The 21,964-nt window shown below is 38.2% G+C and carries 8 protein-coding genes, 2 tRNA genes and 2 pseudogenes; 6 read left to right on the top strand and 6 right to left on the bottom strand.

The genetic code is table 11. The features are described from left to right. Positions 1–278: 278 nt before the first annotated feature. The 3 genes from ACFIJZ_RS07950 to ACFIJZ_RS07940 all read right to left on the bottom strand — a co-directional run bounded on the left by ACFIJZ_RS07950 (position 279) and on the right by ACFIJZ_RS07940 (position 14,528). The gene (locus ACFIJZ_RS07950) at positions 279–3,170 is read right to left on the bottom strand and encodes an autotransporter outer membrane beta-barrel domain-containing protein (RefSeq protein WP_375631521.1); all 2,892 of its coding nucleotides are present in this window, start codon (positions 3,168–3,170) and stop codon (positions 279–281) included. A gap of 1,182 nt (positions 3,171–4,352) precedes the next feature. Continuing rightward, on the bottom strand, positions 4,353–7,388 hold the full coding sequence (locus ACFIJZ_RS07945; RefSeq protein WP_375631519.1) for an autotransporter outer membrane beta-barrel domain-containing protein: 3,036 nt from the start codon (positions 7,386–7,388) through the stop codon (positions 4,353–4,355). 675 nt (positions 7,389–8,063) lie between these two features. Further along, entirely contained in the window at positions 8,064–14,528 is a 6,465-nt protein-coding gene (locus tag ACFIJZ_RS07940) for an autotransporter outer membrane beta-barrel domain-containing protein (RefSeq protein WP_375631517.1), read from the bottom strand. A gap of 199 nt (positions 14,529–14,727) precedes the next feature. On the opposite strand from ACFIJZ_RS07940, the gene ACFIJZ_RS07935 reads away from it, so the two are divergent. The 5 genes from ACFIJZ_RS07935 (at position 14,728) to ACFIJZ_RS07915 (ending at position 18,574) form a co-directional block, all read left to right on the top strand. After that, a complete protein-coding gene (locus ACFIJZ_RS07935) occupies positions 14,728–15,678 on the top strand; it encodes a siderophore ABC transporter substrate-binding protein (protein ID WP_375631515.1) in 951 nt (316 codons plus the stop codon). Positions 15,679–15,781: 103 nt separating this feature from the next. Next, positions 15,782–16,738 (top strand): iron chelate uptake ABC transporter family permease subunit, encoded by a 957-nt coding sequence (locus ACFIJZ_RS07930; RefSeq protein WP_273791483.1) that lies wholly within the window; start codon positions 15,782–15,784, stop codon positions 16,736–16,738. Beyond that, positions 16,731–17,681, top strand: a complete 951-nt coding sequence (locus ACFIJZ_RS07925; protein WP_375631513.1) for an iron chelate uptake ABC transporter family permease subunit — start codon at positions 16,731–16,733, stop codon at positions 17,679–17,681. The genes ACFIJZ_RS07930 and ACFIJZ_RS07925 overlap by 8 nt, the downstream gene beginning before the upstream one ends. Further along, on the top strand, positions 17,678–18,436 hold the full coding sequence (locus ACFIJZ_RS07920) for an ABC transporter ATP-binding protein (RefSeq protein ID WP_375623948.1): 759 nt from the start codon (positions 17,678–17,680) through the stop codon (positions 18,434–18,436). Before ACFIJZ_RS07925 ends, ACFIJZ_RS07920 begins: the two co-directional genes overlap by 4 nt. Positions 18,437–18,500: 64 nt before the next feature. Next, positions 18,501–18,574 (top strand) — tRNA-Gln (locus ACFIJZ_RS07915). A 155-nt stretch (positions 18,575–18,729) separates the two neighbouring features. Here ACFIJZ_RS07915 and ACFIJZ_RS07910 read toward each other — a convergent pair. Continuing rightward, a pseudogene (locus tag ACFIJZ_RS07910) lies at positions 18,730–18,929 on the bottom strand (DNA adenine methylase); the annotation flags it as partial. 1,544 nt (positions 18,930–20,473) lie between these two features. Next, positions 20,474–20,674: pseudogene (locus ACFIJZ_RS07905) on the bottom strand (VOC family protein); the annotation flags it as partial. 458 nt (positions 20,675–21,132) lie between these two features. On the opposite strand from ACFIJZ_RS07905, the gene ACFIJZ_RS07900 reads away from it, so the two are divergent. Beyond that, positions 21,133–21,206 (top strand) — tRNA-Gln (locus tag ACFIJZ_RS07900). A gap of 204 nt (positions 21,207–21,410) precedes the next feature. On the opposite strand, the gene ACFIJZ_RS07895 is transcribed toward ACFIJZ_RS07900, so the two are convergent. Next, the coding region (locus ACFIJZ_RS07895; protein WP_375631511.1) for a DnaB-like helicase C-terminal domain-containing protein at positions 21,411–21,964 on the bottom strand (554 nt) is incomplete at its 5' end.

Raw genomic sequence — 21,964 nt, 5'->3', positions numbered from 1 at the left:
TTTATAAATACGCGTAAAAATATAAATAGAAATAAAAATTCTACCCCAAAGCGATGATTTCAAGAGAATTTAATAAAAATACACTCAAAGAAGAAAAACAGCATAAAAAGCGAAAACTGCAAACCAGAAAGCCTTATCTTGTTTCTAAAAAGAAACAAACTCGCTCATGCAAAAAAAACATTTTTTTTAAAAAGCTTATTTAAAAAGTTGCAAACAAATAATAAAAAGCCACAAGCTATGCTTGTGGCTTTTTAAACAACTTACCCCAAGATGATCACCTAAAAACGATAGCGCAATCCACCAGAAAAACTGATTCCAGAAAAACCACCTTTGCTCAACTTATGCTGATAAACCAAATCACCATGAAGCGCAAATTTTTGAGACAAGCGAGCATTAAGACCTAATCCAGCCTCTAGAGAAGAACCAAAAGCCCCTAATTGGAAAGAATCTTTAAAGCGCACAGCTCTTTCTTTGCCAAAATCATGGGCAAAATGAATCTTTCCATAGAAAGAAACATCACGATCTTTTTCAGACGCAGTCAGAGTCTTCATCAAACGACCACCCACACGCACCATCAATTGATCAAGTTTATCCATCTCAATATTAAAATTATCAATATCGCGGGCCTCATTAAATTGAAGATGTTGATAAACAACCTGAACCTGTGGATCAAAAACAACACCTTCATATCCTGTGGCAATTTTCTGACCACTCATCAAGGAAACACTTAAAGGGTTACCCTTCAATGTTGCAGTCTTACCCCGTGCAGTTGTCAGAACATCTCCCTTAAACAGACCATAGGATAAAAGACCATCAACATAGAATCCTGCATCATGCTGCATACTGCCATAGACTGTAGCAGTCCATTTATCAAATGTACTTTTTTGGCTTTGTGCAACATCTCGAGGCTGTAGAGAAAGCTTTCCATAAGACCCCATAACCCCAAAGGATATAGCACTGTCAACATTTTCAATTTTTTGTAGCAAAACACCTGTCTCTAGCGCATAGTACCCTAGATCTCCCCCATAACCATATTTAAGCGCAGATAAATCTGAGACATAACGATAACTTCCACCATAGCCACGCAAAAATGAAGCAGAATTTTCACGAATTTCCAACATTCCACTAGGATGAGTCCGTACTATCTCCAACTGCTTGTTTTGATTGCTGATATCCATTAAACCAGCATGGAATAAACTATTTGGCAAAAGCAGATAAGTTGGTACCTGAGGAACAACAGATCTCACACCTCGTCCAGATGGGAAAACATTTTCAATCTTAGAAAGACTATCCGCAGAAGACGCTGGAACAACACCACCAGAAGACACCGGAACAACACCACCAGAAGACGCTGGAACAACACCACCAGAAGACACCGGAACAACATCACCAGAAGACACCGGAACAACATCACCAGAAGATTCGGGAATAATATCCTCAACAGAAACATGTGCAGGAGGTGTACGTTTAGAAACCATAAGAATGTCGTTATCATCAGCATCATCAGCAGATGTTTGAACGTATTCATTTTCTAAACGAAAATTCCAAAATGCTCCTCCGTTCAAAGCAAATCTCTGTTTAACATGCTCATCCCCTCTAGTAGCACTTGGATCATAAGAACGAAGTACATATTTATAAGGCGCCCCCTCTAAGGCAACATACTGTCCATTCAATTGAAAAGAGTCAGGCAATGCATCTCCATAAACTTGAATAATTGAAACACTATGCGCTTTTTCGTTTTTTTCTTCTAAGCCTCCTGCAACCCCTTGTATATGGACTATAGTTCTTCCCTTAACGTCACCATGAATGAGAAGCCTATCCGTTACTTGATGATCACTTGTATCATTAGGATTTAAACGTGCATTCAAATGAATCCAAGCATCACCAAAAGCCTGATAAACAATACCTGTTCCTTTTCCAATATAAAGCGTCTGATAGGCATGAGCAGTGCCGGATTTCGGTTTTTCAAAAGTAATGGAACTATTAGAAAGACGTACCGATGAAATAAACGAAACACCTCTATAATTAGGATCTTCTAATTTTTTATGTCTTGGTTGCAATAAAGCCCACTGTGAATTATTTCCCAAGTCAAGGTCAACTGTAGAACTATTATCAACCTGAGTTTGACCGACAAGTGCAGAAGCATCAGCAACAACCTTTATAGAAGAGTTACGATCAGCCTTCAGCAACAAATCTCCAAAAAGCTTTGTTTCCTTTAAAGATATTTTAGACTTTCCAGATTGACTGCTATAAACAGCTATACTATCTGGAACTACAAAACGCGTCTTTTTCAAATTAATGAACGATGTTTTTCCCTCTGACAAACCCTCTGATGTTGCCTCATTTTCAAAGCGCATACCATAAAATGCATTCCCTTTCACTGTAATATTGGAATCTCCAATATCAATCTGAGAACCTTTATTTCCCTGCAATAAAAGCCCATGAGCATCAGTAACATCAACAGAACCTTTCATAAACTCAACATAACCATCTTTAAATATATGAAAAGCAGCATTATCATTCTGACGATCTGCATTCAGCCCTTGACCATCCTTGCCAGTACTACCTTTTCCGGTAATAGAGACACCCTCTAAAATAAAATATCCTTTTTCTCCTGCTTTAATCCCAACACCACCTAAGTTAATTTGTGTATCCATTAACTTAACTGTAGTTTGAGATTTTCCTTCTGCAAAAGCCCCTACTTTGATTGCATCAATCGATCCACCGGATATTGTGAAGGAAGCACTATGAGCTTCTGCCCCTACTAAAACACCACTCAAAGTGAAATCGCTCAGAGAGGCTCCCGCCTTTTCTGATACCTTTAGTCCATATTTCCAAAAATTGTTTTCCGAGTTATTCTTTTCATCCCCAATACCCTTAACAGTTATATTCTTGCCACGAATAAATGTACCACTTTTAGACGCCTCTATGGCTCCATGAACACCATTAACATTTTTATCCGTCAAAGAATAAACTTTATTATTAATTTCATGATTTCCACCATCATCACACTGATAAAATACTGCATTCTGATCACATGAAGATTGCGTTTTTCCAGAGGAAACTTGAGCTGCAGCATTGTGTGCAAAAACATCAACATTGTGTGTCAAAAATAGGAGTGCCGTTGTACAAGTATATAAGGAGAAACGATTTTTAAATAAACTGACCATAATTCCACCATAATCCCCCCCCTCTTCTTACCAAAGATATACATAACGTATTAAAAATTTAACTAATAGAAAAATATTTAACACGTTTAGGTTCTAATATGTGAGGCTTATTAATATTTTTTGTGTTTTATGTAAATATGAAATTAAAAAATTACTCGAAAATACAATCTAAATCTGTTGCTTTTACAAATAATTTGCAAAATATAACTGAAAAACGACAGAAAAATCACCTTTAAAGTTGTTATTCAAAAACACCCTTAATCAGTTAACATGCATTAAAAACACCTACTTAACTGCTGTCTAATCACCCCCCAGAGCTGACATAATCAACATCCTCACGATAGATCTTATATTGAAACAATATGTACTTTGTAAGCAGACAAAACATATGCCAAAATTGAGAAACAAGAGTTTACATATGCATTTTTAGGCAATATTCATGGCAAGATAGCCTAATAAAGGGTAAGAACATGTAAAAATCAGTTCCGATTTTACTATCTCCTTTTAATTCAACTTTACAACAGTCGAAAGCATTCAGAGCCGTACTTTTAAAAAGTGAAGATGACACATGACTTCATCCTGTTATTTATCGAATTCCTTTAAAGAAAACATATTTTACAAAACAATATATCATTGTGTTTCTCATTCACCAATTTTCTCAGATATATCTCATTATTTCCATCCCCATTTCACAACGACAGCGGATATAATATAAAGTTCATCGGATACAGCCCTCATTGCGCCTGAGTAGCATTTTTGTCTTTGCCAATTTCTAATATTGTAAATCCTCTCCTCTTAACATAATTCCCAAAATTATATTGACCCTTTCTTAAATGATTATCCACTTGCCAATCTTACATATAATAGACAAAGGAATGCTTTTTATGGATTCATCATAAGAGCATTGAAAATATTTCAGCGCCCTAAATTAAAAAATATCTTTATAAATCAAAATATTATAAATAATATAATAATCACTCTGAAATACGCATTTTGAAACAATAACGTACAAACTCTTCAGACTTTTCAAAAAAATGAAAGAAGTCCAACCTAAAAGCATATTAAAGATATGCAAAGTCACACTCTCGTAAAAATGCTATAACACAAGATGAATAGAGAATGAGAAAAGCCACAAGTACAACTTGTGGCTTTTTGAAAGATTAATCAAAAACAGGAACAACACTAGAAATGATAACGCAATCCACCTGAAAAACTCGTTCCAGAAAAACCAGCTTTCGTTAGTTTGTGCTGATAAACCAAATCGCCGTAAAGCGCAAATTTTTGAGACAATTGGGCATTAAAACCTAACCCAGTTTCTAATGAAGAACCAAAAGCACCTAGCTGAAAAGCATCTTTAAAATGCACAAATTGTTTTCCTTCAAAACCATGAGCAAGATGAAGCTTGCCATAGAAAGAAATAACTTGAGCCTCATCAGTAGCAACCAGCCTCTTTGTTAAACGCCCCCCAATACGCCCTATCCATTGATGAAGCTTTCCTAAATCAATATCAAAGCCGTCCACATCACGCACCTTATTAAATTGAAGATATTGATAAACAACCTGAACTTGAGGATCAAAAACAAAACCGTCCTCTCCTACCATAAATGTTTTACCAGCAGTCAATGAAGCACTTAAAGGATTTCCCTTTAATGTTGCCGTCTTGCCCCGTGCGGTTGTTAGAACATCACCCTTAAAAAACCCATAAGACACAAGACCATCAACGTAAAAACCCGCATCATGCTGCATACCACCGTATGCCGTAACTGACCATTTATCAAATGTACTTTTTTGACTCTGTTCAACATTCAAAGGTTGCAAAGAAAATCTCTCGTAAGCCCCGATAATTCCAAAAGAAGTGGAACCATACGTATTTTCGATTGCTTTTAGCAAAACACCTGCCTCTATGGCATTATAATCAAGCTCGCCGCCATAACCATATTCAAGCGCGGAAAGATTTGAAGCATAACGATGATTGCCGCCATAACCGCTCACAAAAAAGAGAGGTTTTTCACGACTTTCTAATAAGCCCCCAGAAGCAATGCGCAAAGCTTCTAATCGCTTATTTTGATTGTTAACATTCATCAAACCAATATGACGTAAGGCATTAGGTAAAAGGAGATAAGTCGGAACCTGCGGAACAACAGCCTTAACGCCCGGCTTAGGACGAGGATGAGGCTCCGGAGCTGGTTCTGGAAAAGGTTCTGGTCCTGGAATTGGGTCAGGATCTGGTTTAGGTTTAACATCAGAATCTATCGATCTACTTTCAAGGCGAAAATCCCAAAATTCTCCGTTCCCTTCAACTAATCTTTGATCCATGTTTGCTTTTCCCAAATGAGACCCTGGACCATAACTATAAAGCTTATACTGATAAGGCAATTTATCTAATGCTACATAACCACCTTCCAACTGAAAAGAATCTTGCTTTGCTTCTCCAGAAACCTGAATGATTGAAATACCTTCAGCATTCCCCCCCTTTCCCGTATATCCTCCTGGACTTCCTGCAACTCCATGCACTTGGAGCTTTGTTTTTCCCGAAACATCACCATGAATTAAAACACGATCAGTCTTTTGATGATCAAGAGCACCACCACTATTCAGGTATGTATTAAGAGAAATAGAGGCACCGCCCTGTGCTTTATAAACTTCACCCTTTCCCTTTCCCACACGAAGGGTTTGATAATCATCAACAGAAGAAGATTCGTGTCTTTTAAAATTAATAGAGCTCTCATCCATAAGACTCACGAGTGAAATAGAAGAATCATGTGCAGCCTCGTGTTGATCTTTTTGCAACGGTTGTTGTAAAATCCATTGAGAATGACCTCCCAAATAAAGCTCAGCATTAGAATTTTTATCAACGTGTGTGCGACCCTCAAGAGTAGAAGCATCCGCCAAAACTGTTATAGAAGCACCTTCCTCAGCTTTTAATAAAAAATTCCCTGAACGAAGAGTGCTGTGTACCAACCCCACCGCACCAGAAATCATGTTTTTACCATAAAGAGCCGCATCGTCTAAAACAGAAAACTCTGTTTTATCCAAATTAACAACTTCTAATCGTGGTGGAACTTTTTCTTCCTCTGATGAAATTTCTTCTTTTTTATCCCCACCTTCACTCCATGGCTTCTCTCCCCGAAAATAGATACCATAAGATCCCTTACCATTTACGGTAACAGAAGAGGATTTCATATTAACTTCAGTCACAGGAATCTTTGAATCAGAATCCTCATTTGATAAATTTTTAACTTCCTGAAGAGGAATAGAATTAACTTTATTTTCTAATAATATGCCATGGACACCCCCACCAGTACTAACAATAGTACCCTCTAAATTAACAGCCCCCCCTAAATCCGTACGCAAAACCGCATGATTATCCGAATTTTTTTCTTTACCTTTCCCAGTAATTTTAACATTCTCGAGATTTACTTTTCCACCTAACATCGAAGAAATCCCATGGCTGTTCATAAAATCAACTGATCCACCTGACATCCAAATTTCTGAATGATCATAACTTAAAAGACTTGCATTCCCATTAGCGGTCTTAACTTTTGTATCTTCTAAAAGAACAAACGATTTCTCTGCTGCATCAACACCCTCATGGTTCTCCACAATCTTTCCATTTTTTACCTCAATCACGCCATTACTCGCACGAAGGGCTATAATTGTGCCTTTGATAATCGGATCTTCCAAAACAATCTTACCGTTCTCTAATACATGCACCCCCATTAGAAAAGTTTTATCAGCAACTTGACTACTAACCGTTACACCCTTCCCGCAAACTTCTGTACCTATTCCTTTCACCGTTATAGCAGTAACGCTCGACGGTTTCCCCCCACGTACAGCTTTATAAGACCGATTATCAATTTTGTCTTTTTCACAATTATCGCATATATAATATGCACCATCATGTAATATAAGCTTATTATTTTCATATATTTCACGGCCGTATACACCTTCTTTTTCCTCACTGTATCCACTGAAAAAGTTAGAAAAATTATCCCTAATAGGATATCCATCAACACTACTGATAAAATAACTGCTGTTTGGAACAGTGGGGGCAATTGGGACGACATAAACATCGGTCTCGATATTGCTAATACCATAAGAAGACGTACTATAATGCCCTTTAACACTTGCTTCAACCATTGCTCCATTTTGAAGCAAAGAGAGGATAGCGGTTGTACAAGCACATAAACATACATGATTTCTAAAAACTTTAATCATAGTTCCCTCGAAACTTTCCTTCCCCTCTCATTAAAAACAAAAGCACTTACAAAACACCCCATTGCACACCTCAAAAATACGAAAAGTGTAACAAAAGAACATGCCTCATGCTCATCTGAACTGTGCAATGAATTATCCCAATAAATTTGGCAAAAGCTCTACGCCAAAACCACCTATAAGAGAATAGTTACAAAACACACTTTATAAGTGTATAATGCATTCTGTATTTCGTGTAAAGAAAAAATAAAACCGGTGCGTGCAATTAATTAAAAACACAATCAAACCTTGTGAACTTTAAAAATTAATCCACAAGGAGATGAATGAAACAATGACTTAAATCAGTAGAAAACAAACGCTCAAAAACGAGCTTTAGAAAACATCAAATATTATATTAGATAATATCAATACAGTACCAAAAAGGATAACGTAACGCATACCGGTCTGCTGAACGCTTTAAAAGCCGATAAAAGCGAAGCACTCTATCGCATCAGTAGTAGCATAAATTTTAAGAAAATTCGCTTTAGCGGAGAAAAGTGCTCTCATGCATAAAACAAACTATGTCTTTTTTGCTTAATAAAGAAGACGAGATTTTTTAAGAACAACACAAGTTGTTATAAAGAGAAAAGGCAGCACAATGTGCTGCCTTTTCTAATAAGGTACATAGTGTACCTTATATTAAAACTGATAACGTACTCCTCCGGAAAAACTTGTTCCCGAAAAACCAGCCTTATTAAGCTTATGTTGATAGAGAATATCAGCATGCAGAGAGAACTGTGGCAACAATTTGGCATTAAAACCTAATCCAGCCTCTATAGAGGAACCAAAAGCTCCTAACTTGAAAGCATCATTGAAATGCACAGACTGTTTTCCTTCAAAACCATGAGCAAGATAAAGCTTACCATAGAAAGCAATAGCATTCACGCCTTCAGAACCTGTAGGAATCTTGGTTAAGCGTCCACCAACACGTGCTACCCACTGATTAAGGTTACCCATTTCAATATCAAAATTGTCAATATCACGAGCTTTATTAAACTGGAGATGTTGATACACAACCTGAACCTGCGGATCAAAGACAAAACCCTTATATCCTGTCGCAATTGTCTGACCACCAGCTAAAGAAACACTCAAAGGATTACCTTTTAATGTTGCTGTTTTACCCCGTGCAAGGGTGAGAACATCACCTTTGAACAGACCATAGGATAAAAGACCGTCGACATAGAAGCCAGCATTATGCTGCATGCTACCATATACCGTAGCAGTCCATTTATCAAATGCACTCTTCTGGCTTTGCTCAACATTCAAAGGCTGCAGAGAAAGTTTTCCATAAGTTCCCATAACGCCAAAGGATATAGCACTGTCAGCATTTTCAATAGTTTGCAGCAGAACACCTGCCTCTACACCATTATAACTAAGATCGCCGTCATAACCATATTCAAGTGCGGAAAGATCTGAAGCATAACGGTAACTTCCACCATAGCCGCGCAAGTATAAAGCGGGATTTTCACGAACCTCTACCATTCCTGTAGAAGTCATCCGCAACGTCTCCAATTGCTTATTTTGATTGCTAATATCCATCAAACCAGCGTGGAATACGCTATTAGGCAAGACAAGATAAGTTGGAACCTGTGGAACAACAGACCTTACAAATTGTTCAGGAAGGGCAGCAGATCCAACAGACTTAACATACTGATTTTCTAAACGGAAGTTCCAAAATTCTCCACCATCCTTAACAAATTTCTGCTGAACATGCTCCTGTTTCGAAGTCGCTTCTGGACCATAAGCACGAAGAGTATATTTGTAAGGTGAGTTTCTCAGTGCAACATAATTGCCATCGAGTTGGAAAGAGTCTTTCTTTGCTTGACCATAGACCTGAATAATTGAAACAGTATGAGCAATCTTGGCATTCGCTTTACCATCTCCTACATTGCCCGCATCACCTCGTACATGTATTTTTGTTTTTCCAGAAACATCACCATGAATTACAAGCCGATCAGTGACTTGCTGATTATTCGGATCATGAGGATTTAAACGTGCATTGAGATGAATTGCAGCATTACCCTGTGCAGCATAAACTGTTCCTTTCCCATTTCCAATATGGAGAGTCTGATATTTTCCTTCAGATTCCGAAGATGCAAAATCAATAGTACTATTTACAAGACTTACAGAAGAAACGCATGAATCCACACATCCTAAATCTGGAGTACCCAAATTCCTCTGTGCACTTCTTTTTAGAATCCACTCTGATTGATTAATTAAATCTAATTTTGCATAAGAACTTTTATCAACGCGAACATCGCCTTTAACAATAGAACTATCAACCAAAACCGATATATTGGAATCATTGTCAGCCTTCAACAACAAGTCACCAACAAGAGTTGTTTTATTTTCTACTGAAACATGACCACCAGAATTATTACCATAGATCGCTATACCACTTGCAACTTCAAAATCAGTTTTTTTCAACGAAACTGTCCCTGTTATGCCTACAAGCGTTTTTTCCTGTTTGGATACAGTACTCCGCTTAACAACAATTGCTTTCTCAGTTGCTAAATCCTCACTCCGATTTTGTTGACTCGCTTCTTTCTGTATTCCCCCATCAAAATATATACCATAGGTTCCATCACCTTCCACTGTAACAATAGAAGACTCGATATTTGCATGATTCGTAGTAGGACGAACCTCAGAAGATCTCCTTCTCCTAGAAGAGCCGGTCTCAACCACATTATCATCAGACTTCATAATCCACAAAGCATGAGCATCAGTCACAACATTCCCATTCTTAAAATCAACAGAAGCATTATCACTCAACAGAAAAGCTGCACGCCCAAAGTTATCTGCGGAATCTAACTTACCCTGTCCTTTTTTCGCAGTAATATTAACTTTGTCTAACTCAACGCTTCCCCCAGCTTCTGACCTCACAGCCACTCCCTTTTCCAAAGTAATAGCCCCAGAGTCCATAGACACCTTACCAGCCAGACTTACCAAACCAGCCGCAGCCAAATCCCCCGTCACGTTAATTTTCGTATCCTTTAAATTAACAGATGATCCAGAACCCGCCAAAGCGCCTACATAAAGCGCATCGACTGTCCCACCAGTCATCTTAACCTTTCCACCACTTTGCGCTTCAAGCCCAATCACAGAAGATTGGATTTTTGATTTTTTATCCAAAATAACTTCTGCTTTATCTTCTGCAAGCACAGCACTCACGAGCTTTGATATAGTAAAATCAACATTATTTTTACTATTAGAAGAATCCGCACCACTAACAGTAGTACCCTCTAACTTGATAACTGTATTCGGATTTCCTGCATGCATAGAATGTTGAGTTGCCTCACTTGCCTTCAGTGTCTTCCCTGTTATTGTCCGCGATTTACCATCTCTACACAAATAAGAAGTCTGTGATCCCCTCTCACTATTATTATTCTCCGTATCACCACATGTAGAAGAAATCGTTTCCTTACCAGAATTATTAAGCACAAGAACACGTCCAACAGCTCCACTAGAAGATGCAACAGGCTTTACAGAAACCTTAGAAGAAGGCTTTATGGAAGCAGTTGAATTTAGACTAGAAGATGCAACAGGCTTTACAGAAACCTCAGAAGAAGGCTTTATGGAAGCTGCTGATTTTATAGATGGAATCTTATTCGATATAGTGTGCCCAGATGATAGAGAAATCCCATCTGTCGATATCACAGAAATCCCACCTCGATCAGATCTCGCTGCTGAATCAGCTCCTAAAGATATTAAATTTAACGAACTTCTACCTCTAGATGAAGGAGATAAATTGGATGAAACAGTATATACGCTATGCCCAGATGTCCCCGATCTTGCAAGATTATTAGATGCGCCCCTCTCAGATACAGCAGAAGCAACAGGAGACGTAGTAGGAGAAGGACGAGACGTTACAGTTTCAGATGTTCCAGCCCTCCCCTGATCAGTAGATGCTCCCCCCTCAGATACAGCAGAAGCAACAGAAGGCGTAGTAGAAGAAGGAACAGACGTTACAGTTTCAGATGTTCCAGCCCCACCCTGATCAGTAGATGCGCCCCCCTCAGATACAGTCGAAATAATAGAAGATGTAGTAGGAGAAGGAAGAGGCGTTACAGCTCCAGATGCTTCACTCTCTACGTATCCATCATATCCACCTTCTGTATGGTCTTCATTACCTGTCTCAGTTTGACCTGTCTCAGTTTGATGAACTACAGAATTCACACCAACCGTATCAGAAGTACTATAGCCTACTATATCATATTCTGCTTCATTCTGACTAACCGTTTGACTCGGATCAACATTAAGAAGGGAAATACCCACATTTCCATCTGTTGTATACAATTCTTCATGATATCCCAAATTTCCCCCCAACATATAAGGATCCGTTCCCCTATTACTACTTCCATCAACAGTCCCCCCAATTGTCGAAATATGTAGAGAAGGAGATAAAGGATCTGATATTGTAGAAGGCTCATTTCCAACCTCTTCATGATTTATATCACCTGTATCAGATCTCCTAAGTAATGCGGGGTCCCCATTCGTACTAGAAGTAATAACTCGATTAGGTGGTGTAGATTCAGAAGTTCCAGATGGAAGAGTTGATCCTACAGAAGAATTATCTACCTCACTTCCCACAGTTTCACGAGGTTGCACGGAAGGAATATTTACTCCCGCCCTCTCCCTATTGCCACCTACGAAAGAAATAGAATTACGCTCATAGAGCAAATTTCTATCTTCTAAACGAAAATCCCAAACATCTTTACTGCCCTTAACCAAAGCCTTATCGAAATACTGCATTTTCGAAGGAATAGTTGGACCATAAGCACGAAGAACATACTGATAAGGAGTTCCGAGCGTAACATAATTACCATCTAAACTAAAAGAGCTTTCTTCTGCCCTTCCAAAAACTTGAATAAGTGAAATACTATATCCCTTACTATTCTTGTTATCGCTGCTACCCCAACCTGCTCCTTGTGCCCTCACCTTTACTTTAGTTTGCCCAGAAACATCACCATGAATCAACAGTCTATCAGAATTTCGACCAATGACCTTACCAGATACATCTACGGCCTTACCAGTTACATCTACATTGAACTGAATTGAAGAAGTTCCCTTAGCACTGTAAACAGTGCCCTTTCCTTTTCCGATGCGAAGAGTTTGATATACAGTAACAGCCTTTCCACCGTTAGAACCCTCACTATTTCTCTTTTGTGAAGTAAAAAATTCAATAGCACTATCTTGAAGACTCACAGATGAAATACATGAATCTATACAATGCCGATCGACATCTTCTGAATCTTCATAGGAACTTTTTGTTACCCGCCATTCTGCTCCATTGGATAAAAAAAGCCTAGCATGAGATTTATCATCAAAACGAGTAGCACCTGCAATGGTAGATTTGTTAGCAAAAACAGATAAATCAGAATTTTTAGCTTTCAACAAAAGAGCACCCGAAACTTCCGATTCATTTTGCAAAAAAACGTAACCATTCAAACCATCACCGTAAATAGCGATACCCTCTGGAACTTTGAGAGAAGTCTTTTCTAAAAGAACCTCATGTGGCACCGGATCCACAGACTGTGTCCCATTACCCCGACGATCAAAGTCTATACCATAAGACTTTTTACCTGGAACCTCAATAGATGAAGATTTTATAACAGCATTTAAATTCAAGAAATTAGAGAATGGATCAATGCCAAGGGCACTCTCTTTCTGTATTCTAGCCTTATAAATAGAAGAAGAAATATCACTAAAAGCTTTGGGGAAACTATTGGAAGAACTATGGGAAGAACGAAAATAAACAGGAAGATCTTCCTCACCATTTTCATCTTCAAACTCAACAAAATAAGTGGCTATATCTTCTTGCATATTTCGTACAATATTGCTTGGAACATTTGGACCAATCTGCAAAAAAACAGTATTTGGAACATCAAAACTCCCATTGTTAAACGAAATATAACCATCACGTGATAGAAAAGCAACGCGCCCAACATCTTGAGAAGAATCATCTCTATCAGAATCTTCCGGACCCACCCGCTCTCTACTTCTCTCCCCTGCCTGTATCTGTGCAGCATCATTTATTTTAGAAACATTTTCTTGAATTGTAACATTATCCAATAGAACAATTCCCATTTCTGAAGCGATAACCCCTACCGTTGTACTTCCTAAAGAAAGTGTTCCTCCTTTCATCTCTATTACAGATTTATCATCACTCCACAGACCAATTATATCTGCTTTAACATTTGCATTTTCCAAAAGAATCACACCTTGTTTTGAAGCCATAGCATTCACATAACTGCTGTGAAGGGAACCACTATTCATAGTAACCTTTCCATAACTAGAAGCTCCAATCCCATAAGCAAATCCCTCAACCACTGTATCTTTCAAATTAATCTCAGCGCCAAATTGAGACTTACCATCCGCAAATACAGAGCCCCTACCTTCACCCTGAAACAGAATTTTATTGTCAACCACCTTAATATCTGCACCTTCTTCAGCAACCACGGATATCCCAGATACATTAATCACTGTAGGCGAAGGACCTGTTACATATATAGCACGCTCATACCTTCCTGCTTTAAGCTGAGTTTTACTACTACCTGCACCTTGTCCAAGTGTATGTGTAGCACCATCATCACAGAAAATAGACGCTCTAGACAGAGATTCTTTGGCTGAAGAACAAGGCGGTAACAATGCTGGTACTGATTCTACTAAAGGACTCGGTTGCCCAGAACCAGAGACACCGCCAGTGCCAGCGCCGCCAGGAACACCGCCAACGCCAACGCCGCCAGGAACACCGCCAACGCCAACGCCGCCAGGAACACCGCCAACGCCAACGCCGCCAGGAACACCAGCACCACCAAGTCCACCAGCACCACCAAGTCCACCAGCACCACCAAGTCCACCAGTACCACCAGCACCAACGCCGTCAAGGGCACCACTAGCTACTCGTGGTGCGGGAGATGCGGGGGCTTCTGCTACTTTAGGTGCAGGAGATTTTGATGAACTTCCCCAAATTGATTCTGTCAGATATGAGAATCCAGTTGACAACCACATTTGCCCCATAGAAGCATCTACACCTTGTAAAAAGAAGAAAGCACTTGTTGTCAGTGCGTACAAACGTGTACGCTTTTTAAATACATTGATCATATGTCAAACTTTCTAAATAATGTTGCAAAAACACTAGAATTAAGTGAAAATGAGGTAAGTGAACAATTTGTAACATATGTAAGTCAACTTTACAACATAGTGTTATTTATTTACGCTTCATTTTGTGCATAAAGATACCTAAGTTAAGGTTTTTAATTGCACAACCCCTTGTAATATCAGATAAAAGGATAAAATCACGATGATAAAATATATGAAATGGATGACTTCTGTTTTACTGGTTGCAATGAGCTTTGCAACGGTTTTGTGGACTCATACGAGTATTGCAAATACCAGTACCCAGACAAATGTAACGATTGATCATGTTTCAGGCACGACTTCTGTTCCCGCTTCTCCGCAAAAGGTTGTTGTGTTTGATCTTGCTTCGCTAGATAATATGAATCGCCTTGGTATCAAAGCCGTTATCGGCCTTCCAGAAGGAAAAAAACCTTCCTATCTGCAACAATTTAATGATGAAAAATATGAAAGAATTGGAACCGTTTTTGAACCAGATTATGAAAAAATTGCCACTCTTCAACCCGATTTGATTATTATTTCCTCCAGAACTCAAGCAAAATATAAAGATTTATCCAAAATAGCTCCAACAATTGATCTAACAGTAGAAAACGAAAATTCTCTTGAAGATATTAAACGAAATGTGTCTATCCTTGGAAAAATTTTTGGCAAAACACAAGAAGCAGAACAGGAAATTGCAAAACTCAATGAAGCTTTTGCTGAAGTCCGTAAAAATACCCAAGGAAAAGGCACTGGGCTCATACTCATGACTTCTGGTGGAAAAATCAGTGCTTTCGGACCAAAATCACGTTTCGATATTTTTCACTCCGCTTTTGGAATTGCCCCTGCAACCGATAAACTTACCGTGCAAAAACATGGACAACTCATTTCTCCTGAATTCATTCTTGAAACCAATCCTGATTGGTTGTTAGTGATTGATCGCGATGCAGCCATTGGACGGGAAGGACAATCCGCAGCACAATTGCTCAACAATGAGCTTGTTCACCGCACAACAGCAAGCAAACAAAACCAAATTATTTATTTGGACTCTTGGAGCTGGTATCGTGCAAATGGTGGTTTAACGGCACTCATTGAAACCGCACAGCAGATCAATGAAGCCTTTACAAAGAGCAAATAAGCGTACAAAAGAGCTTGCTTGCTATATAAATAAAATTTAAAAGCAGAGGTTGTTTATTAAGCAGTCTTTGCTTTTTTTAGATTTTGTTAGAAAATGATTTAACGTGAAGAATTACTGGATAACCATAACACTTCTAATTTTCCTGTCGATCCTCAGCATTTTTGTTGGTTATTCTGATGTCACACCTTCTGACCTTTTCGCAGCCGATCCCCATGCGTGGCTTATCTTTTGGCAAACACGTCTTCCTCGTACCATTGCAATCCTTTTAGTAGGCGCAGCACTTGCACTTTCAGGCATGATTATGCAACTATTGACACGCAATCGCTTTGTCGAGCCATCAACCACTGGAACCATTGAATCTGCTTCCCTTGGCATTCTTTTTATTATGATTTTTTTACCCGATATTCCTGTTTTAGGAAAAATGGTCGTTGCGACAATTTTTGCCATGGCAGGCACTTTACTTTTTATGTTTTTATTGCGACGCATTCCTCTAAAATCTGCTCTCATTGTACCCCTTACAGGGATTATGCTAAGCTATATTATTGGCTCTTTAACCAATGCCATTGCAGATTATGAAATGTTACTCCCTTCTCTTCAAGCTTACTTATTTGGCAGTTTTGCGATGGTTCTTGAAGGAAAATATGAGCTCTTATGGTTATCCCTTCCCCTTTGTATTCTAGCCTATTGTACTGCTGATCGCTTTACGGTTGCAAGTTTGGGAGAAGATTTAACCAACAACCTTGGATTGAATTATCGTGTTGTCATGTTTTTTGGTCTTTTTATTGTCGCCTCAATCACTGCTGTTGTTGTCTGTACCATTGGCCGTATTCCTTTTGTTGGGTTGATTATTCCAAATATTGTTTCAAGTTTCATGGGAGATAATATGCGCTATACCGCTCCTTGGGTGGCCATCAGCGGTGCAGGATTGGTCTTGATTTGTGATCTTTTAGGACGAATAATTCATCCCTCTCTTGAAATTCCCATCAGCACCATAATGGGTGTAATCGGTAGTTTTATTTTTATGATACTGCTTTTACGCTGGAGAAAGCGTCTTGGATAGAAGAAGAAAAACAATATGTGTACTAACAACACTTATCATCATAGCATGTACTATCATTAGTCTTTACATGACATGGAATATCAATGTTTATACATGGAAATTTCGTCTTACAAAACTTTCCTCTCTGCTTCTTATTGCCTACGCAATAAGCGTTTCTACGGTTTTATTTCAAACAATCGTTAATAACCGTCTTCTTACCCCTTCAATTATGGGATTTGATCAGCTTTATATTTTAATAAAGACTGCCCTAATGTATTTTGTAGGCTCTCTTTCTTTACCCTTTTTGAATGAAGAAGGACAGCTTGTTCTTGAAGCCCTCATTCTTATTCTTTTTTCAATAAGCCTTTTTCGCTGGCTCTTTTCAGGAAGCCTAAAAGGGCTTCACTTGACGCTTTTAATCGGTGTTGTTTTAGGCGGCTTTTTTTTCAGTTTACGGATGTTTATGCAATTGCAACTAAATCCAGACCAAATGATGAATTTAACGGATATTATGTTTGCAAATTTTAATAAATTCAATACACCATTAATAAGCTTTGCCACAATCATTGTCTTCATTGTGAGTCTGATTGGATGGCATTCCCGTCATCTTCTTGATATTTTGGCTTTGGGACGTGAAAATGCCCTCAATCTTGGCGTTAATTACCACAAAAGTGCGACAGCTGTCCTTATTTTTGTTTCCATTCTCGTATCCATTTCCACCGCATTAGTAGGCCCCGTCACCTTTTTTGGACTGTTAGTTGCCAACCTTTCCTATGAACTTTCTCCTCAAGCAAAACACAGTGTTGTTGTGCCGATTGCAATATTGTTAGCGATTATTTGTTTGGTGGGGGGACAATTTATTTTAGAACAAATTTTTCATATGGCAGGGCGTTTAAGTTTTATCATTGAGTTTTGTGGGGGTATTGTTTTCTTAATGTTACTGATGAAGGGAAAACTAAAATGATTGAGATCAATCATCTTTCCAAGGCTTACGGAGCACGATTGATTATCGATAATTTATGCCTTCATCTTCCAAAAGGGGGGATTATTTCTCTCATTGGGCCCAATGGTTCCGGAAAATCAACTCTTTTAATGCTGATAAGACGTCTTTTGCCACACCATAATGGTACAATTCATATCGACGGCTTTGATATTGATAAAATGCCCCACGATATTTTGGCTCAAAAACTCTCAATTCTGCGTCAAGAAAATCCTTTGTCTTTTCGCTTAACCGTGTACGATTTAGTAAGTTTCGGACGCTATCCTTATTCAAAAGGCTGGTATACACATGAAGATAAACAATTTATCGACAGTGCGCTACGCTATCTCGGCTTACAAGATTTAAAAGACCGTTTTTTAGATGAGCTTTCTGGTGGTCAGCGTCAACGCGCTTTTATAGCCATGGTTATCTGCCAAGACACTGATTATCTTCTTTTAGATGAACCATTAAACAATCTGGATATGAAACATGCCGTTTCTATGATGAAGCAGTTACGCCGCACAGCTGATGAACTGAAAAAAACCATTCTTATTGTTATGCACGATATTAATTTTGCCTCATCTTACTCAGATATGATTGTTGCATTGAAAAATGGGAAAGCGGCCTATTGTGGGACTCCAAAAGAAATTATGCAACCAGAAATTCTTAAAGACATTTACGATGTCGATATTCAAATCAAAACAATTAATGACATCCCTATCGCTCTTTATTATCGATAATCATAAAGATTTTTTGCGCTTGCATGCACTATAGAATCTGCTAGGGATAGTAAAATTGGCTTATTGGGGAATAGTTTAATGGTAGAACAGCGGACTTTGACTTCGTCAATCTTGGTTCGAATCCAAGTTCCCCAGCCAGTATTTAATGCCAGCCAGTATTTAATGATTGTAGCTTGTCATCGGGTTTTGTATAATTTGAAAGCAGGTTTTGCATCAATTTATTTTTTTCAAAGGATCTTCAAAAACGTTCACGGGTTATTTAAAATCCCTTTAATGCATATTTTTCTCTTCCTCTAAAAATTGCAATTTGAGATGATAAGCTCTTGAGCCGGTGCGGATTCTTTGAACCACATGTATAAGATGTGCCAACCTCTTTTATCTTAAATTGGCTAAAGATTTTTCGGATCTGAGGCACATCATTGACTTTCTCTTTAATTGCACAAGCAAAGCAAACATCGTCTGGTAATCCTCTCGCAAATAAATCCTTTCCATAGTAATACACGTATATCTGGCTATGTTTATGGGAACGCCTTATCTAATAGCTATAAACCTATCTAAAGAGAATTCAAAAAAGAAAGCCGTGCCAAATGATATGACGCGGCTTTCAGATATTGATTATAAGATTCGAATGAATCATCCACAATGGAGTAATGAATGCATATATACAAAACGTATCATATTGCAAGTGCTCTATTAGAAATATGAAAACTTATCAAAAGAAACGTAAATGATAGCTATGATTTTGATATCATTCATTAGCATTATAGAGCCTATAAAAGCTTAGTAACTTTATCAATCCAATCAAAAGAAAATGCATCTTAAATGAATGTTTTCTCAATAAGGCTTTCATAAGTATCTTTTCATTTTGCACTCAAATGTAACTTCTTTGCAAATTAACCAGCTCAAATTTGAGTTGGCAAAATCAACCAATCCAATTTTGGAGGCATTATCTTTAGAATAGAGCCATCTTTAAACATTATAGCTTTTGACTCAAAATTGAATAAAATCCCATGCCTTAGATGTTACAATGGTTTTGAATTTTGCTGCCTCATCTTTTTTTCAATAGGTGCCCCCCAATTTGGGGGGAGCTCATTTGGTTTCGTATTTTTAAACTGTAACTTTTAAAACGTTTTTTGCTCGCTTGCTTGCGTTATATCATTAAAAGGTTTTCAGTTTCATAAGACATAACATTGTGATTTTCATTCTATATTGTGATGATAGTATCTATATAATGCCTGCCTATCATTTACTAACTTTTTAGTAAGCGTTTTTAAAAACGATCTTGTCTTTAAATTCTTTTATGCAATCTTTATGAACTCAATCCATAAGCTTATGATAGTTTCAAACGATTATTCCTTTTAAGGTTGCACTCAAATAAAGAGCAAAACACATCCCATTCTTAAATGTATACAATTTATGTTATCGATAATTCCAAACGACTGAAATTTAAAACAATGTGATTTGTGCTGTGATAAAAACGTATCATAAAATTTATGACCTGTTATGAATGATAACCGCTTTTCATTTCATTTGAATGCACCCATGCGTTATAATATTTGCATCATGATTTGCTTTTTATGGTCTATTCATCCATGGCAATCTTATATAAAAAATGATCAATTCAAACATGCATAAAAGTATGGATTCTTAAGTGGGTTCATACAAAATAACTGCACTTAATGTATTGATTTTATTAGTTTTTATGTACAGTACCTTTTTAACTTCATAAAGATATCAATTTCCTTGTAAAGAATATTCCTCCCATTCCAACAAAAGACTCCACATAAGGCGATGAGGGATAGCTTCTATGATTTACAGGTACTGATCACTGGCCATGCAATAACGCCGACTGATGTCCAAGCCAATGAGGCCGCCTGTGGGAACAGGCAAGTTGTGGGGCTGAATATAATGGAACAGCACCGAACGGATAAGCCACGCGTCGTAAGTAAGCCTCTTAGCGTGCATAGCTTATAGGTTTTGGAAACAGACAATTATTATAATTCAGGTATTATAATTCAGACGATTAAACATCGGATCTCAGGCTTTTAAATCCAGTGGACAAACACGAATAATGTGTCCGTCCGGATCTTTGATTAGGAAGGTACGTCCAAATACATCAGTATACGGTTCCTTCAAAACATTTATCTCAACAGTGGTTTGCTCTTTCCATTCCGCATAGAGCTTATCTACGTCCTCTCCAGTAGGCAACATAATGCCGATTTCTGAAAAACGAGGTGCATTTTCCTCAGGCGTATCGCCCCCAGATCAGAGAGCAAAGAGTGCATCCCCCGAAAAAGCAAATGCAACATAGCGTGGCAAAGTAAACACAGGTTCTTTCTTGAAGATGAATTTGTAAAAAGCGGTAGAATATTCTACATTTGAGACATATACCAACTGTAGGTTTGGGGGAACAGGATAAGTGGAAATATTACTCATTAATTCTCCATGATTTAGTAGCTGTCTTTTAACAAAGTATGCCTATATAGAGAATATTTCAACAAGAGTTTGTGATGCTTCCGTTCACGGTGTGCTCTATTTATATGTGTTTATTCGCTTATTGCTATATGCTAAAACATTGAGACCGCCACTACTGGGATTATAATGATATCCCTATCGCTCTTTATTATTGATAATCTAAAGATTTTTTGCACTTGCCTACACTATAGAATCTGCTAGAAATGGTAAAATTGGCTTATTGGGGAATAGTTTAATGGTAGAACAGCGGACTCTGACTCCGTCAATCTTGGTTCGAATCCAAGTTCCCCAGCCAGTTGTATGTATGTAGCTTGCCAGCAGGTTTTGTATTGTAGCTTGCCAGCAGGTTTTGTTGTAGCTTGCCAGTGGGTTTTGTATATTTTGACACTAGGTTTTGTACCAATTTATTTTTTTTAAAGAGTTTTAAAGATGTTCTCAAAGGATCTTCAAATGCCTTTCAAAGGGTATTTAAAGCTCTCTTTAACGCATTTTTCTGCTCCTATTTTTCCAAATCACTAAAGCATGTAAAGTCGGGTTGAAAGGCAAGGGGAACGATTCCTGTCGGACCATGGCGTTGTTTTGCTATAATAACCTCGGCTTTACCCTTGGCTTGCTCCATTGCATCTTGCCACTTGCTATACTCAGCAGTGCCTTCTTTGGGTTCTTCATTTTTGAGATAATATTCTTCACGATAAACGAACAGAACAATGTCGGCATCTTGCTCGATTGAACCAGATTCACGTAAATCGGAGAGTTGCGGACGTTTATCGGTTCGGTTTTCAACTTGGCGCGAAAGTTGAGACAGAGCAATGATGGGAATATTGAGTTCTTTTGCAAGTGCTTTTAATCCGGTGGTAATGGCTGTAATTTCTTGAACGCGGTTTTCTAATGAACGCTTTGAACCGCTTGTCATGAGTTGGATATAATCGATAATCAAGACATCTAGACCATGTTGTCGTTTGAGACGCCTTGCACGGGCGGACAATTGTGCAAGGGATACACCCCCCGTTTGATCAATATAAAGAGGGATTGTTTGTAAGGAACGCATTGCGT

It is taken from the genome of Bartonella sp. CL70QHWL, assembly GCF_042194855.1.
Lineage (GTDB): Bacteria > Pseudomonadota > Alphaproteobacteria > Rhizobiales > Rhizobiaceae > Bartonella.
This window is presented reverse-complemented; position numbering and strand designations above follow the sequence as displayed.

Excerpts from the sequence above, each read along its gene's own strand:
- ACFIJZ_RS07950 (WP_375631521.1), bottom strand. The coding sequence starts at position 3,170 with ATGGTCAGTTTATTTAAAAATCGTTTCTCCTTATATACTTGTACAACG.
- ACFIJZ_RS07945 (WP_375631519.1), bottom strand. The coding sequence starts at position 7,388 with ATGATTAAAGTTTTTAGAAATCATGTATGTTTATGTGCTTGTACAACC.
- ACFIJZ_RS07940 (WP_375631517.1), bottom strand. The coding sequence starts at position 14,528 with ATGATCAATGTATTTAAAAAGCGTACACGTTTGTACGCACTGACAACA.
- ACFIJZ_RS07935 (WP_375631515.1), top strand. The coding sequence starts at position 14,728 with ATGATAAAATATATGAAATGGATGACTTCTGTTTTACTGGTTGCAATG.
- ACFIJZ_RS07920 (WP_375623948.1), top strand. The coding sequence starts at position 17,678 with ATGATTGAGATCAATCATCTTTCCAAGGCTTACGGAGCACGATTGATT.